The organism is Lentilactobacillus otakiensis DSM 19908 = JCM 15040 (assembly GCF_001434145.1).
Lineage (GTDB): Bacteria > Bacillota > Bacilli > Lactobacillales > Lactobacillaceae > Lentilactobacillus > Lentilactobacillus otakiensis.
The window spans coordinates 1-14,630 of record NZ_AZED01000014.1; the positions used below are offsets into that span (position 1 = coordinate 1).

Annotated in this window: 12 protein-coding genes, 11 tRNA genes and 1 other annotated feature; of the genes, 14 read left to right on the forward strand and 9 right to left on the reverse strand. The window is 43.7% G+C overall.

Annotated elements, in window-relative coordinates:
* Positions 1–70: 70 nt before the first annotated feature.
* The 11 genes from FD05_RS07465 (at position 71) to FD05_RS07515 (ending at position 1,095) form a co-directional block, all read left to right on the forward strand.
* Positions 71–162 (forward strand) — tRNA-Ser (locus FD05_RS07465).
* 20 nt (positions 163–182) lie between these two features.
* A tRNA-Glu gene (locus FD05_RS07470) sits at positions 183–254 on the forward strand.
* A 4-nt stretch (positions 255–258) separates the two neighbouring features.
* A tRNA-Val gene (locus FD05_RS07475) sits at positions 259–331 on the forward strand.
* Positions 332–347: 16 nt separating this feature from the next.
* A tRNA-Asp gene (locus tag FD05_RS07480) sits at positions 348–421 on the forward strand.
* Between the two features lie 61 nt (positions 422–482).
* A tRNA-Phe gene (locus FD05_RS07485) sits at positions 483–555 on the forward strand.
* A 5-nt stretch (positions 556–560) separates the two neighbouring features.
* Positions 561–643, forward strand: a tRNA-Tyr gene (locus FD05_RS07490).
* Positions 644–649: 6 nt separating this feature from the next.
* Positions 650–720: transfer RNA gene (locus tag FD05_RS07495), tRNA-Trp, on the forward strand.
* A gap of 14 nt (positions 721–734) precedes the next feature.
* Positions 735–807: transfer RNA gene (locus FD05_RS07500), tRNA-His, on the forward strand.
* Between the two features lie 7 nt (positions 808–814).
* Positions 815–886: transfer RNA gene (locus FD05_RS07505), tRNA-Gln, on the forward strand.
* A gap of 20 nt (positions 887–906) precedes the next feature.
* Positions 907–977 (forward strand) — tRNA-Cys (locus tag FD05_RS07510).
* A 33-nt stretch (positions 978–1,010) separates the two neighbouring features.
* Positions 1,011–1,095, forward strand: a tRNA-Leu gene (locus tag FD05_RS07515).
* A 190-nt stretch (positions 1,096–1,285) separates the two neighbouring features.
* Here FD05_RS07515 and FD05_RS11910 read toward each other — a convergent pair.
* The 4 genes from FD05_RS11910 to FD05_RS07530 form a co-directional block, all read right to left on the reverse strand.
* Positions 1,286–1,414, reverse strand: coding sequence for a hypothetical protein (locus FD05_RS11910; protein WP_263297098.1), 129 nt, complete (start codon positions 1,412–1,414; stop codon positions 1,286–1,288).
* A 99-nt stretch (positions 1,415–1,513) separates the two neighbouring features.
* Positions 1,514–2,638, reverse strand: a complete 1,125-nt coding sequence (locus FD05_RS07520; RefSeq protein WP_020282133.1) for a DNA/RNA non-specific endonuclease — start codon at positions 2,636–2,638, stop codon at positions 1,514–1,516.
* Positions 2,639–2,853: 215 nt separating this feature from the next.
* Positions 2,854–3,591: an amino acid ABC transporter ATP-binding protein gene (locus FD05_RS07525; protein WP_020282134.1), complete on the reverse strand. Its 738-nt coding sequence runs from the start codon at positions 3,589–3,591 to the stop codon at positions 2,854–2,856.
* Complete coding sequence (locus FD05_RS07530; protein ID WP_020282135.1) at positions 3,588–5,735, reverse strand: amino acid ABC transporter substrate-binding protein/permease; 2,148 nt, start codon at positions 5,733–5,735, stop codon at positions 3,588–3,590. The genes FD05_RS07525 and FD05_RS07530 overlap by 4 nt, the downstream gene beginning before the upstream one ends.
* A gap of 259 nt (positions 5,736–5,994) precedes the next feature.
* Here FD05_RS07530 and FD05_RS07535 point away from each other — a divergent pair, with 259 nt between their 5' ends.
* Positions 5,995–7,164 carry a pyridoxal phosphate-dependent aminotransferase gene (locus FD05_RS07535; protein ID WP_020282136.1) on the forward strand — a complete coding sequence of 390 codons (1,170 nt, stop codon included), beginning with the start codon at positions 5,995–5,997 and terminating at the stop codon, positions 7,162–7,164.
* Positions 7,165–7,221: 57 nt separating this feature from the next.
* On the opposite strand, the gene FD05_RS07540 is transcribed toward FD05_RS07535, so the two are convergent.
* From FD05_RS07540 to FD05_RS07560, 5 genes are all read right to left on the reverse strand, one after another.
* Positions 7,222–8,253 (reverse strand): matrixin family metalloprotease, encoded by a 1,032-nt coding sequence (locus FD05_RS07540; RefSeq protein ID WP_020282137.1) that lies wholly within the window; start codon positions 8,251–8,253, stop codon positions 7,222–7,224.
* A 69-nt stretch (positions 8,254–8,322) separates the two neighbouring features.
* Entirely contained in the window at positions 8,323–8,661 is a 339-nt protein-coding gene (locus FD05_RS07545) for a hypothetical protein (RefSeq protein ID WP_020282138.1), read from the reverse strand.
* A gap of 25 nt (positions 8,662–8,686) precedes the next feature.
* The gene (locus FD05_RS07550; RefSeq protein WP_020282139.1) at positions 8,687–9,979 is read right to left on the reverse strand and encodes a Y-family DNA polymerase; all 1,293 of its coding nucleotides are present in this window, start codon (positions 9,977–9,979) and stop codon (positions 8,687–8,689) included.
* Between the two features lie 443 nt (positions 9,980–10,422).
* A complete protein-coding gene (locus FD05_RS07555; RefSeq protein ID WP_020282140.1) occupies positions 10,423–11,235 on the reverse strand; it encodes a 2-keto-4-pentenoate hydratase in 813 nt (270 codons plus the stop codon).
* A gap of 266 nt (positions 11,236–11,501) precedes the next feature.
* Positions 11,502–11,738 (reverse strand) — a binding site (T-box leader).
* 70 nt (positions 11,739–11,808) lie between these two features.
* The gene (locus FD05_RS07560; protein ID WP_020282141.1) at positions 11,809–12,375 is read right to left on the reverse strand and encodes a sugar O-acetyltransferase; all 567 of its coding nucleotides are present in this window, start codon (positions 12,373–12,375) and stop codon (positions 11,809–11,811) included.
* 180 nt (positions 12,376–12,555) lie between these two features.
* Between FD05_RS07560 and FD05_RS07565 the strand changes: the two genes are divergently transcribed.
* The gene (locus tag FD05_RS07565; RefSeq protein ID WP_020282142.1) at positions 12,556–12,825 is read left to right on the forward strand and encodes an ACT domain-containing protein; all 270 of its coding nucleotides are present in this window, start codon (positions 12,556–12,558) and stop codon (positions 12,823–12,825) included.
* 11 nt (positions 12,826–12,836) lie between these two features.
* Positions 12,837–14,180 (forward strand): PFL family protein, encoded by a 1,344-nt coding sequence (locus FD05_RS07570; protein ID WP_020282143.1) that lies wholly within the window; start codon positions 12,837–12,839, stop codon positions 14,178–14,180.
* Positions 14,181–14,630 lie beyond the last annotated feature (450 nt).

The window sequence follows — 14,630 nt, forward strand, 5'->3', positions numbered from 1 at the left end:
GGTAGAGCACCTGACTGTTAATCAGGTTGTCGACGGTTCGAGCCCGCCTGCCGGAGTTATTATTTTTGATGGAGAGTTGTCCGAGCTGGCCGAAGGAGCATCATTGGAAATGATGTAAACGGGTAAAAGCCTGTTTCAAGGGTTCGAATCCCTTACTCTCCGTAACCGAATAATAAGTTTATGACCCGTTGGTCAAGTGGTTAAGACACCGCCCTTTCACGGCGGTAACATGGGTTCAAATCCCGTACGGGTCATTTTGGAGGATTAGCTCAGCTGGGAGAGCATCTGCCTTACAAGCAGGAGGTCACAGGTTCGATCCCTGTATCCTCCATTTCCATAGCAACATTGGTTCGTTGGTCTAGCTGGTTAGGACGCCTGCCTGTCACGCAGGAGATCACGAGTTCGAGTCTCGTACGAACCGTTGTTATGTATTTGAAAATTGAATATATAACATAGGTATTATTATACTCAAGATGGTTAATGGCTCGGTAGCTCAGTCGGTAGAGCAATGCATTGAAGCTGCATGTGTCGGCAGTTCGATTCTGTCCCGCGCCATTCATGGAGGGGTAGCGAAGTCTGGCTAAACGCGGCGGACTGTAAATCCGCTCCTTCGGGTTCGGTGGTTCGAATCCACTCCCCTCCATCTTATAGGGATATAGTTTAATGGTAGAACTACGGTCTCCAAAACCGTCGGTGTGGGTTCAACTCCTACTATCCCTGTTAATAATACTATGGCGGTATTGGTGAAGTGGTTAACACATCGGTTTGTGGATCCGACACGCGTGGGTTCGATTCCCACATACCGCCTTTTGATTGGGTTATAGCCAAGTGGTAAGGCAACAGACTTTGACTCTGTCATGCGCTGGTTCGAATCCAGCTAACCCAGTTTGGGTTAGCCAAAGTTATGGCGGTATAGCCAAGTGGTAAGGCAGAGGTCTGCAAAACCTTCATCGTCGGTTCGAATCCGATTACCGCCTTTGTCCATGTATTGGCCAATCAAATAATATTTTGCCGGAGTGGCGGAATTGGCAGACGCGCTGGACTCAAAATCCAGTGATCGTTGAGATCGTGTGGGTTCGAACCCCACCTCCGGTATCATTAGCTCACATAGAGCATTTTGCATCATTAAGGAACGTTGATAAATCAGCGTTCCTTTTTTGTGTTCAATCATCTATTTTGATGTCTTTTCTCAATACGATTTTGAATAACTATCGGGCTCATTAAAATATATAATAAAAAAGTCTGTGACTTAGATTAGTCATAGACTATAGAAGGATTATGCTATTTATCTTCCCATCCCACAACCACGTTCAACTCGTGGCTGGACTTGATGTGGAGTCGTGCAATAGTGGGTGACACCCACAGCACCAGTACATAACGTTACTGCGGCGACACAACCAACAATAAACTTCATGATTAGTTCACCATCCTTGATGAAACGAAAACAATCAAATTCTTACACCATCATTGTAACATATCAACAGTTCTATCAATTCCATTTTCAACAACATAATTATGGACGAGCAAATTGGTTTCCACGCTCTGCACGCGTTGCACCGCTGGCATTTGCTTGAGAGGTGCTCTCATACTGATAATTATTTGGATTCTTGACTTCCGAGTAATATTTGCTGCTATCTGAGACAAATACCATGCCCGTTGCAGCAACGGTCCACGGACCATTAGTTGTCATTGAACCGGTTTGTTGAGGAGCTGTGGTTCCCGAATGAGAGGTGCCGTTGGAATGGGCAGAGCTTTGATTACTGTGAGTATGACGGATATATTGTTTGGCATTATTACTACCATCACTGTAATTCAGCCGAATTCCTTCGGCGGAGTTAATCACAACAATTTGCTTGTTTAAGGTCTTATCAGATGATCGAACGTCCACGATTGAACCGCGGGGCATGGTTTCATTCGCTTTATACAGTGGGGTGGTCTGATAATAAATCACATGGTGAGTATAAATGTGGCTTTCCCAATAATTTTCAGCATTTTCTTCTGCATATCTCATCCCGCCATTTTGGTCGGCACCAACATTTTGTGGACGAGTCCCAGTTGTGAAGTTATACTCCGACGTGTACGACTTAGCTCCCAGCAGGCTATCACCAATCGAATGGCTACGATTGTACAGGTAGCCATGATAAGTCCTGCCAGTCAGACCATAGGTAATTGCCACAATTTTGTTTTCTGGCCATGCTGGCGGAGCTAATGGCTCTCCTTGACGGCTACCTTGAGAGGCTTGGTACTCTGAATATGTTAAAACCGCTCGAGCCGTTGCTGACCGGCCTTGGCTATCAGAGGTAAAACGATAATCACCAGACTTTAACCCAGAAAAGTGATTAAAATGTGCTTTACCAGTTACCCAGTAATAGTCACCAGTTGGGCCAGCCGATTCTTTGTTGGTATATCCCACTAATTTGGTCAAAATTGCGTGATGGCTGGTTGATGTACCCGTATGCACATGAGCTTTCTTGTGATGGGCCTTGGAAATCGGTTTAGCAGATGACTTGCTTGTACTACTTACCCGGGGAGATTGGTCCTGGGAGGATTTTGTATCTCCATCATCACAAGCGCTTAATGTTCCACCAGCTAACAAGAGTAGAATGGCACCTAATATAAGATTCTTACGTAACTTCACTTCATGATCCCCCTCATAAACAGTTGAATAACTTAAGTATCAAATCACCCGAAAAACGTAATATACGATAAATCTCATCAAGTTATTTATTTAATTATACATTTTCATTGAAACTCTTCACAAGGGAACAACAACCTTTTTATGTTTGTGAATGGAAAAAGTGTACCAAAAAAGCGCGCTAAGGCAAATTGCCTCAACACGCTTCATTAAAAATATTAAACATTCAAAATCTTATTCAAGAAATCTTGGAGCCGTTCATTTTTTGGATGCTCGAAAATTTGTTCTGGTGTACCTTCTTCTAGGATCTGGCCATCATCAACGAAAACAACTCGGTCGGCAACCTCTTTGGCAAATCCCATTTCATGAGTTACCACAACCATTGTCATTCCTTGTTTGGCCAGTTTCTTCATAACTTCCAGCACGTCACCAACCATTTCTGGATCCAAGGCGGAAGTCGGCTCGTCGAACAGCATAATGTCAGGGTTCATTGCCAAGGCACGGGCGATGGCAACACGTTGCTGCTGGCCACCTGATAGAGACTGAACAGTGGCATCAAACTTTTCTTGAAGGCCAACGGTTTCCAATAACTTCTTGGCTTGAGCCTCAGCTTCGTCTTTGGTTTCTTTCTTGAGTTCAACTGGTGCTAACATGATATTTTCGCCAACTGATAGGTTTTTAAATAAATTGAAGTGTTGAAATACCATTCCGATGTTTTCCCGAACGGAGTTGATATCAACATCGTTGCGGGCGATATCTACGTTATCAATGACGATTGAACCGGAAGTGGGTTCCTCTAATTTATTCAAGTTGCGGAGGAGGGTACTTTTCCCTGATCCTGAGGGGCCGATGATAACGACTACCTCGTTGTTTTGAACAGTTAAATTAATCCCCTTGAGGACTTCATTATCACCAAAGGTTTTGACTAAATTTGTTACTTTTACTTTTTCACTCATACCTTAGTTCTCCTTTGTACCCAATTTGATAACCAAGTTAACAGGGTAATGATGATCAAATAGATTGCGGCAACAATTGTCCAGACTTTGAATCCTTCCAAGTTTCTCGCAATGATAATCTTACCGGTCTGGGTCAATTCAAGCAACCCGATGATTGACAGGATTGAAGTATCCTTCAGAGTAATAATAAATTGGTTGATGAATGATGGGACCATGATTCGAATCCCTTGTGGCAAAATGATCTTGCGCATTGATTTGCCAAATGGCAGTCCCAAGCTTCGTGAGGCTTCCATCTGCCCTGGATCGACGGCTTCGATACCACCCTTAACAAATGCCGCAATATACGCACCTTCGTTAAACGTCAGCGTCACAACACCGGCGACAAACGCGGGGATTTTTTGGCCCGTCAGACTCGGAATCCCGGTATAGATGAACAATGCCAAAACCAGAAGTGGCATTCCTCTAAACAGATAAATTAAAGTTGTTGATGTTCCTTGGCTAAATTTATTTGGCACAACACCCATTAAGCCAACCAAGACACCAAATATTGTGGCGAAGAAGATAGAGACAACTGTCAGCCAAAGCGTTTCTTGAAGTCCTGATAAAAGGGCACCCTTATTTTGCTTAATGAGGCCGATAAACGTTCGATCTTCTGCACTGTTACCAGAAGTCTTCGCAGCGGTTTTAATCTCGTCAGCGCCCAAATATTTGGCTTTAATGGTATCGTACGTTCCACTTGCCTTCAGATCTTCCAAACCGGTGTTGAATGCTTGCAAGAGGGCCTTGTTATGACCTTTTTTAACGGCAAATCCATATGGGGCGTTTAAAGCCGGCTTCGTCACAATCTTCAACTTGGTTCCTTGTTTGATGGCATATTGCATGACCGGATGATCTTCAAAACAGGCAACCGAGTTTCCTGTTGAGACATCTTGATACATATTGTTGGAATCATCAAATGTGACCACTTTAAAGCCATACTTTTTCTTGATGCTGTTGGCGTAATCCGCACCAGACGTTCCAGTTTTAACGGCGACTCGTTTGCCTTTTAACTCTGATAGCTTATGAATCTTGCTGTTGCTGGCAACCGCCATGACCACTCCAGAATTGAAGTAAGGCTTGGAAAAATCAAATTGGGCCTTCCGTTCATTGGTAATCGACATTCCGGCAATGACACCGTCAGCCTGCCCGGATTCAACTGCTTGGACAGCGGCGTTAAAGCCCAGTGCCTTGATCTTCACTTTGAAACCTTGTTCGTTGGCAATTGCCCGGATCAAATCCATATCAATTCCAACGTATTTGTTATTCTTGTTGGCAAACTCGAATGGAGGGAAGGTGACATCTGTTCCAATCACAAATGTCTTACCTTTGACTTTCGAATTGCTTGAGGTGCCCAGGTACTTCCCAACAATTTTGTCATAAGTTCCATTCGCCTGAATCTTTTTAAGACCGGCATTGAATTTCTTAACTAAATCCTTGTGAGTGCCTTTCTTGACACCGAACCCATACCAACCCTGGTTAGCGGGCTTCGTGGCAATTTGAAGCTTTAAACCGTGTTTAATGCCATACTGGAGCACGGGTTGATCATCAAAACAGGCAACTGAGTTTCCAGTCGTCACATCTTGATACATGTTATCCGAGTCATCAAAGGTGACTGTTTTAAACCCGTACTTCTTCTTCAAGCTGTTAGCGTAATCCGCAGCGGCAGTCCCAGTCTTCAAGGCAACCTTTTTACCTTTGAGTTGCTTTAAGCTGGTAATATCGCTGCCCTTTTTAACAGCCATGACCGCACCGGTCTTATAGTAGGGGGTTCCAAAATCGAATTTATCTTTTCGTTGCGGGGTAATGGTCATTCCGGCAATGATGCCATCGAGTTGGCCGGACTGAACGGATTGCACCGCTGCGTTAAATCCAACTGGCTTCACATTAACTTTGAAGCCTTCCTCTTTGGCAATTGCCTTCATGATGTCAATATCGATTCCAACATACTTGTTCTGTTTGTTGGCGAACTCAAACGGTGGATAGGTAACATCCGTTCCGATTTGATACGTTTTTGCCTGTGCTTTGCTGCCTGGTAATCCCAGACAGAATAAGATTGTGGCAAAAGCCACCAGCAATCCGAAAGCTGTTAACACTTTCTGCTTCATGAATTATTCCTCCTAAGCATATGTAATAAAACATAACATACAATAATGAGAACATGATACCAGAAATTTGTGATTCTGTATAGCATTCACTCATTTGTGCAAACGGTGCCAACACTGGCATGACATTGGAGAACACTGAGATTATTAATTTTAAATTAGAAAATGTGTTGACATTGGTTTGGCAGTTTACCATAATTATCTTTAAACTCTATTGGATGATTTACTTACAAAATTACATAGGATTAATGGAGGAACTAATTTGAAATTTGAAGAATCGAAAGTTTTGCAGCAATTACCAAAACAATTCTTTGCCAGCTTGGTCAAAAAGGTCAATGCCAAAGTGGCAACTGGCGCTGATGTTATCAATTTGGGGCAGGGTAATCCTGATCAGCCAACACCTGATTTCATTATTAAGGCCATGCAGGAGCAGACTGCAATTCCAGCCAACCATAAGTATTCTCAATTCCGCGGTGATCCAGCTTTAAAGCAAGCTGCCGCGAACTTCTATCAACGTGAATATGGCGTTACCTTGGATCCTGATACAGAGATCGCCATTCTTGGTGGATCAAAAATCGGCTTGGTGGAATTACCCTTTGCGATTCTCAATCCTGGTGACACCATGTTGCTGCCGGATCCGGGCTATCCCGATTATCTGTCGGGCGTGGCGCTTGCTCAAGTCAAATTGGAATTAATGAAATTGCGTGAAGCAGACGACTTTTTACCTGATTATGATTCAATCGATCCTCAGGTCGTCAGGGATGCTAAGCTGATGTATTTGAATTACCCGAATAATCCAACTGGTGCGGTCGCAACTTCAGACTTTTATCAAAAAACTGTCGCCTTTGCGAAAACTAATCACATCGGCGTTGTTCAAGACTTTGCCTATGGGGCGATTGGATTTGATGGCAAAAAACCGGTTAGTTTTTTACAAACACCAGGTGCCAAAGACGTCGGGATTGAAATGGATACTTTTTCCAAGTCCTATAACATGGCCGGCTGGCGAATTGGCTTTGCGGCAGGAAACGCTGATATGATCGAAGCCATTAATTTGATTCAAGATCATCTATTCGTCAGTGTTTTTCCAGCGATTCAAAAGGCAGCAATCACTGCCTTAAATAGTGATCAGCAATCCGTTCATGATCTGGTTGCGCTCTATGAAAAACGACGCAATCAGTTCTTCAAGGCCGCTCGGGCGATCGGCTGGGAACCTTATCAGTCTGGCGGATCATTTTATGCCTGGATGCCGGTTCCAAAAGGTTATACCAGTGAGTCATTTGCCGACTTATTGTTGGATAAAGCCGCAGTTGCGGTCGCTCCTGGCAATGGGTTTGGCAAAGGTGGCGAAGGGTTTGTCCGTGTCGGTTTGTTAATTGACGAACCGCGGTTTACCGAAGCTTGTCAACGAATTGCCAAACTTAATTTATTTTAATCTAAACGAAAAGCATCGGGAATCTGGCATTCAGCCTAATTTCCGGTGCTTGTTTGTTTACCAGTAACCTAATAGTTTGGTTAACTTGGCACGATTTAAATCTCGAATCGAAATTGTTGCCATCTCGGTGCCATCCAATCCATTAGCAGATTTCTCCACCGGTTTTTTCCAAATATACTTGGCGATCATGTTACCTGAGCTGGTTGCTGCGTACATCAAGTCAGCTTGATAACCAGTGTGGTCTAAGCCCAACGTGTGGCCGAGCTCATGAGCAACAACACCATCCCAATATTGGTTAATTGTAAATTTAGCAGCCAGCGTTGGCTTCATATATTCCAGTGGATACTTGGCATCGTGATAGTGTGTTTTGTCGATATAAATTTGTTTACCATTATACAGGCCATCCCAGCCTTCTTTGGTGCCATTGCCAAACGAAATTTTTAATGTGTGATTATTTTTGGTTCCTAGTCGAAAGGCAGTTTCTCCCAGGGCATTATTCCACTTATTCATGGCGTTTTGGACGTGTTGGCGGAGTTCTGGATTAGTCACATAAACCAGTGCCTGGTGGTCCTTGAACATGGCAGTTGGTGAGAAATGAAAGACATTGTAGGCTAAATCAAATGCCGCTTCGTGGGCTTCATAATTAATTGGCTTCAAGCTTCGAATTGATTCATCAGGATCCATGTCTGGTGCGGCATTAATCAGCTTGACGAGCGATTTTTGCGACATTGCGACTTGAGTTTTGGTTAAATAACCGTGCCAAATATAACCTTTAACGGTGTTGGATTTGTTGGCAATATAATAGTAGATCGCCGTTTTGCCATTGGTTTTTTTGACTGTGACGTGTTTGGAAGAATAAAAGATGGTTTGGGGATAATTTTTAGCGTTGTGAACCTTTTTGGTAAGAGTTGCGCTCTGATAGATAGGCCCATTGGTGGCCCGGTAGGCTGTTTTAGCTTGTGTATTGACCTTGGTTATCTTTGCTGTTCCAGTTTCAGCGGCAGCAGGTGTCGTCATCTGATTTGCCATTAGTTCGAACGAAAACATCACTGTTGCCAGCATTACTAAATTTTTCCCCAACCGTTTCATTTGAACATTCCTCCTCAACCTTTGTAAATGTTGCCATTAATATACCATATTTGATTGATAATTTGCATCTTATGGCCTTGGCGCTGTTCGATAATTATGACCGTGAATCTTGTCGGTGGTAATCTCCGGTGAGGGTTCAACCAGGTGAGACGTGTCACGATATTCAATGCTGAGATGACTGATACTTTTGAGATCGGCCAGAACTTGCTGATATTTTTGCTGATCGTGAGCCAGCGCTAACAACTCATGTGAGCGGACCAGCTGGGTTTTTAACTTACGACTATAAATGAAGAAATAATAACGATCGTTAAAATGATTATCAACAATGACCAGCCAATATTGATAGCGGGGCAGCCGTTTAAAATATTGGTGGTATTTTTCGATGAGTTCTCTAGATTCCGCAAGCATTGAGAATTACCTCCTTAGTTAATGATTAGGCTTGATGGCCGCCAACCAGGCCTGCTCGGTCGATTGCGGTCCCACCTTTGGTCTTGGATGAAGCTCGGATCAAGGCTTTGTAGCCATACTTTTTGCGAATAATGTCGATCGTGCGTTCCAACTTTTCTTTATCGAGGGTTGTCATTGGATCTTCAAATAAGCTGAAGCGGGTTGATCTCTTTTGGGAAATTCGATTGCAGCGAACGCCAACGTTTCGAACGGCACTGCCATCCCATTTAGTTTCCAACAGAAAGTGAACGGCGTTGGCAATACTTTTGGTAGAGTTGGTCGGCTCGACGTGCATTTGAGCTGAAAAATGCGTGCGCCCCTGTTTATCAGTTGTCGCCATACCAATGAAAATACTGACGACTTCAGCGACGACGTTATTTTTCCGCAGCCGAGTTGCCACTTGATCGGCAATTTCGCCAAAGACTGTTTTCAAATCACCCAATTCAGTATAATCGCGCATCAATACCTGTGAGTTGCCATAGCCCTTGTTGTCAGAGCGGGGAAGGTAGCGCTTTTCGAGGTTGGAATAATCGATCCCCCAAGCGTGGTAGTACAGCTGCTCACCCATCACACCAAATTTCTTCTTCAGTTGACGAATGTCAGCGTGGGCTAATTCCTTGATGGTATAAATGCCCATTTGATTGAGTTTATCGGCGGTGTGGCTGCCAATGCCCCACATGTCGGCGAGATCGGGAATCTGCCAAATTGTGTTGGGCACATCACTGTAGTCCCATTCAGCCTGCCAGGGTTCCTTCTTTTTGGCAGCGTTGTCGAGGGCCAGCTTTGCCAGCAGAGGATTTTGACCAATGCCAATGGTGGTGACAATGCCGGTTTCTTTGAATACTTTGTCTTGAATCATTTTGGCGATTTTGGCGTTTGAGCCAAATAATTTGTGGCTGTGACTGACGTCGATGAAACTTTCGTCAATCGAATAGGGAAACCAGTGAATGTCATCGGTAAATTGGCGGTAGATGCGGTTAATGCGGTAGTTGAGGGCAACGTAATCGGCCATGTGCGGTTCGACCATTTCGATGTCCATCCGGTCGTTAATTTCAAAGCGGCGAGTCCCGAGTTTGACACCAAAATTCTTCTTGGTGTAGGGGCTGGCGGCCAAAATCAAGCCGCCGGAAGATTCTTCACGACTCATGACGGCAATCTTGGCGGAAAGGGGATGCTCCCCGCGTTTGATGGCTTCAGTGGAGGCAAAAAAGGATTTGCAGTCGATGCACATGATGTCGTGGCTGGGAAGAAGCTGTGGATTATCCAGAGGTGTTTGCATAAGGATCACCTGCGATGTGAAAGATTTAGTGAGTACCTATATAATACGAACATTTGTTTGGGGTGTCAAGAAGAACAGAGTGCGGACCAAACCGGTTAGCTTCTGAGCATTTATGTAATAACGAGTGTTGGTGCGGGGTTGGCACCAATACTCGTTATTGGATAAAGCGGAAGAAGCTGGTTTGGGGAGCACGTTTCGGCTAGATAGAAAGGAAGCTCAAAATAAAATTATTAGCGAAGTAAAACCACCAAAGAGACTAGGTGGGGTTGGCACCAACACTCATTATTGGATAAAGCAGGAAAAGTGATCAAAAAAAGCGCCCCTCCAGAGTTTTCCGCCTCCAGAAGAGCACTTCAATTTCATTTTTATCAATTATCATCAATTTCATCAATGTTTCCGAAAATAATTAGTATCTAATTTGTTGCTATCATTTATTTGAGTAATTAATCACCTGCAACTTTCAAGAACACCGCGCCAAGTCCCATATCAAAGGTTGCTTTCCAGTTGCCATTTTTAAGTGATTCCGGTAGTAGGAAGGTTCCACTTGAAACACGTTGGCCAGCTTGGAGCGGCATGCCTTGTGATTCCAACTTTTCAACTAACCAATGAAGCGATTTTAACGGATTGCCTAACACTTCTGATGAGGCGCCATCCTTTAACTTCTTGCCGTCATGGAACAGTTCACATTTAACATTGGCTAAGTCGTCGACATTATCGAAAAGCATGTCGGTATCTTTTTCATCACCATAAACCACGTAGCCGCCAACTGCTGCATCGGACATAACCATATATTTTGAGAGGCTTGGGAACCAGTCACTGAAACGTGAATCAGGTACTTCGACAGCTGGAGCAACTTTGGTCTTGTGCATGAGATCTTCTAAAGAATCTTTGCTGCTGAGATCTTCCTTGGCGGTAAATAACATTTCCACTTCAGCGAGTGGTTCCATTAACTCACCACGGTGAAGGGTAACCGGTGATTGTAGGAAGTGACTCTTTACTTGGGCACCATATAATGGAGAGTCCGAGTCGAACATATCCTGAGTTTGTTTGCTGGTAAGCGAAACTTTGTAGCCGCCAACGTCTTCCTTCTTGAGTTCGGTTAATCGCCTTTGAACACGGTAGGCTGCCTTTTCATCAGTCACGACACCATCGTAATCCGATTCCTTTAATGGCTTGTGTGTCTCGTAGGCGTTAAATAATTTGTTGGCTAATTCGTTTTCCTTAGTAGTTAATTCCATCGTTGCTTGTTCATCCATAAGCGTTTCCTCCATAAAAGTTATTTAATCTGTGGATCCTCGCTTGTATGTAAAGTGAGGACCATTGAGTGACGTGAAATATATGTGTTGTTATGTCAATGGCGCTATGTCGGTTAAAATTATGTGTTGTTTTTTGCAAAATCTGAATCTGACCAGGATTTTCATTGGAGCTGCTAATCACCGATTCCATAAGTCCTCACCACCTTAAGTAATTAATTAAATTCAAAAGAAAAAGGCGTCCTTCCAGCTACCCATAAATGGATAGTTAAAAGGACGCCTAATGCGCGGTACCACCTTAATTTGTAATCCTATTACTAGAATTACCTCACACGTACAGCTTTCGCGATACGCTGACACAATAATGGGTGCACCCAATGCGATCTACTAAAACTTTGATCACATAGCTCGGAGATGATAATCATCTAAGGACGTAAATTGCTTCACACCAACCAGCAACTCTCTTATTACGAACGGTAAATGACGTTTCTCTTCATCGCTTTTTAATTTGAATTTAATGATTGTCATTAATTTACACCCTGTTATTTTAATTGTCAACAGGAAATTTTAAATTAATTATTCTTTATTGGGATTTTCTCGGATGACCCGTGCCGGACTGCCAGCGATGATCAAGTTATCGCCAAATGACTTGGTGACCGTAGAATTTGCACCGACGATCACATTGTTACCAAGTGTCACACCAGGAAGAATAACAGAACCGCCGCCAACCCAGACATCATTACCAAGGGTGACTGGCTTACCCATGCCGACAAAGTTTGCCCGAGCTTTAGGATCCAGGGGATGATAAGCCGCATAAATTTGAACATGTGGGGCGAGCATGCAGTGATTTCCAATCGTGACCGGCGCAATATCTAGGATGACATTATCGTAGTTACAAATAAAGTTATCCCCAACGTGAATGTTGTAGCCAAAGTCACAACGGAAGTTTGGCTGAATCCAAGGATCTTTACCAACTGAGCCAAACAACTTGCGAATCAAGGCGTCTTTTTCGGCACTGGCGGTATCGTCAAGTTCATTCATCATCTTACATAAGCGACGCGCTTTGGTTTCGTCGCTGGTCAATTCGGGATCCATTACTAAATATGGATCGCCGGCTAAAAACTTTTCTTTTTCAGTTGCCATGTGATTATCCATCCTTTATTGTAAATTAATTTATATTATATCATTATTTGTAAGTACCAATTGCTTTCAAATATTATTTATTAGGATAAATTAGAAATTGCCGATCCAATCAATATCGGGTATGATTAATGCAATTAAAAGTAAATGATAAGACTCTCAGGATTTGAAAGGATGCAGACAATGAAAGCAGTTATTACAGTGATTGGTCACGACCAGGTTGGAATTGTGGCGAAAGTTTCTCAACGTTTGGCAACTTTGAAGGTCAATATTACCGACATTTCTCAGACTTTGATGCACGGTGACTTCACCATGATGTTGATGGGTGAATGGAATGATCAAGATGTTCAATTCGAAGTTGTGAAGCAGGGGCTACAGGACTTGGCAAAAGAAACCGGACTTTCAATCAATATTCAGCGTCAAGAATTATTTGATGCCATTCAAAAGCTGTAGGGGGTCGTCAAATGGAAACCAAACAAATTTTAGATACCATTCAGATGATTTCTGAAGAAAAACTCGATATTCGAACAATCACTATGGGCATTTCGCTTTTTGACTGTATTGATAGTGATGGTGAGAAAGCTCGCCAAAAGATCTACGACAAATTAACGACCAGTGCCAAAGACTTGGTCAAAGTCGCAGACCAAATTGAATCCGAATATGGGATTCCAATTGTTAATAAGCGGATCTCGGTAACACCGATTTCAATGATTGCCGCTGCTTGTCACGATGATAACTATGTGGCGTATGCCCAGACAATGGAGAAGGCTGCTGAAACTTTGGGTGTTGATTTGATTGGCGGTTTTTCAGCCCTAGTCCAAAAAGGTTATCAGTCCGGCGACCGTAAGTTAATTGCATCGATGCCTCAAGCATTGAGTGAAACCAAGCGGGTTTGTGGTTCTGTCAACGTCGGATCAACCCGCGCAGGAATCAACATGGATGCTGTTAAACAAATGGGACAAATTGTGAAAGATTTGTCTGAAATTGATCCTGTCAGCTGTATGAGTTTGGTAGTATTCGCCAATGCGGTTGAGGATAATCCATTCATGGCTGGTGCTTTTCATGGTGTTGGGGAAGCGGACAAAGTGATTAACGTCGGTATCAGTGGTCCAGGTGTTGTTAAACGGGCACTTGAGCAGGTCAAAGGTGAGTCCATTGATACGGTTTCTGAAACGATTAAGAAAACAGCTTTCAAAGTGACTCGAATGGGTCAATTTGTGGGCAATGTGGCTGCCAAGGCTTTGGACGTCCCGTTCGGAATTGTTGATTTGTCACTGGCACCAACTCCAAGCCAGGGAGACTCGGTAGCAGAAATCCTTGAAGAAATTGGCTTGGAAAGTGTTGGAGCACCTGGAACGACCGCTGCATTGGCATTATTGAATGATGCCGTTAAAAAAGGCGGCGTGATGGCCTGTGAACACGTTGGCGGCCTGTCAGGTGCTTTCATCCCAGTTTCAGAAGACAGCGGGATGATTAAGGCAGTTGAACATGGTAATTTGAATTTGGAAAAATTAGAGGCAATGACGGCGGTCTGCTCAGTGGGACTGGACATGGTTGCGGTTCCTGGGGACACCTCAGCTGAAACGATCAGCGGGATGATCGCCGACGAAGCAGCCATTGGTGTCATTAACAATAAGACGACCGCAGTCAGAGTTATCCCAGCTAAAGGCAAAAAAGTTGGCGAGCAAATTGATTTCGGCGGTATATTTGGCTATGCACCAGTAATGCCAGTCAATACCAACAGCCCAGCGAAGTTTGTTGCAAGAGGCGGAAGAATTCCAGCACCGATTCATTCATTCAAAAATTAGTGTGCGACAAATTAGTGTGCGACGAGCAACGGGTGATGCGGTGTGTAAAGGGGCGGTGATTAAAATCCTGATTTTGGATTTAAATCACCGCCCCTTTACACGTTAGCATCAGTTGCGTCGGAGCATAGCTCAAAAGCAGAAGGGAGCAGTAGAAAAAATAACAAACGAAAAGTCTGTAGAGTCCAACTCATGACGGAAGAGGAAGCCGAACGTCCTTTGTTCATCGTTTATGCTTCTTGTTTATGCTGTAGGGCTCTGGGTCGTCGCCAAGTAGGCTAGGCAGGCTTTCAGCCGGTCGTCGGAGCATAGCTCAAAAGCCGAAGGGAGCAGTAGAAAAAATAACAAACGAAAAGTCTGTAGACTCTAATTCATGATGAAAGAGGCAAATGAGCGCCCTTTGTTTCATCGTTGAGGAGCCCTTTATTATCTCCCAATAACCAAGGCGAAAAA

What these genes read in the sequence shown, in the direction of transcription:
- FD05_RS11910 (WP_263297098.1), bottom strand. Translation starts at nt 1,414, where the DNA reads ATGAAGTTTATTGTTGGTTGTGTCGCCGCAGTAACGTTATGTACTGGT.
- FD05_RS07525 (WP_020282134.1), bottom strand. Translation starts at nt 3,591, where the DNA reads ATGAGTGAAAAAGTAAAAGTAACAAATTTAGTCAAAACCTTTGGTGAT.
- FD05_RS07530 (WP_020282135.1), bottom strand. Translation starts at nt 5,735, where the DNA reads ATGAAGCAGAAAGTGTTAACAGCTTTCGGATTGCTGGTGGCTTTTGCC.
- FD05_RS07540 (WP_020282137.1), bottom strand. Translation starts at nt 8,253, where the DNA reads ATGAAACGGTTGGGGAAAAATTTAGTAATGCTGGCAACAGTGATGTTT.
- FD05_RS07545 (WP_020282138.1), bottom strand. Translation starts at nt 8,661, where the DNA reads ATGCTTGCGGAATCTAGAGAACTCATCGAAAAATACCACCAATATTTT.
- FD05_RS07550 (WP_020282139.1), bottom strand. Translation starts at nt 9,979, where the DNA reads ATGCAAACACCTCTGGATAATCCACAGCTTCTTCCCAGCCACGACATC.
- FD05_RS07555 (WP_020282140.1), bottom strand. Translation starts at nt 11,235, where the DNA reads ATGGATGAACAAGCAACGATGGAATTAACTACTAAGGAAAACGAATTA.
- FD05_RS07560 (WP_020282141.1), bottom strand. Translation starts at nt 12,375, where the DNA reads ATGGCAACTGAAAAAGAAAAGTTTTTAGCCGGCGATCCATATTTAGTA.
- FD05_RS07565 (WP_020282142.1), top strand. Translation starts at nt 12,556, where the DNA reads ATGAAAGCAGTTATTACAGTGATTGGTCACGACCAGGTTGGAATTGTG.
- FD05_RS07570 (WP_020282143.1), top strand. Translation starts at nt 12,837, where the DNA reads ATGGAAACCAAACAAATTTTAGATACCATTCAGATGATTTCTGAAGAA.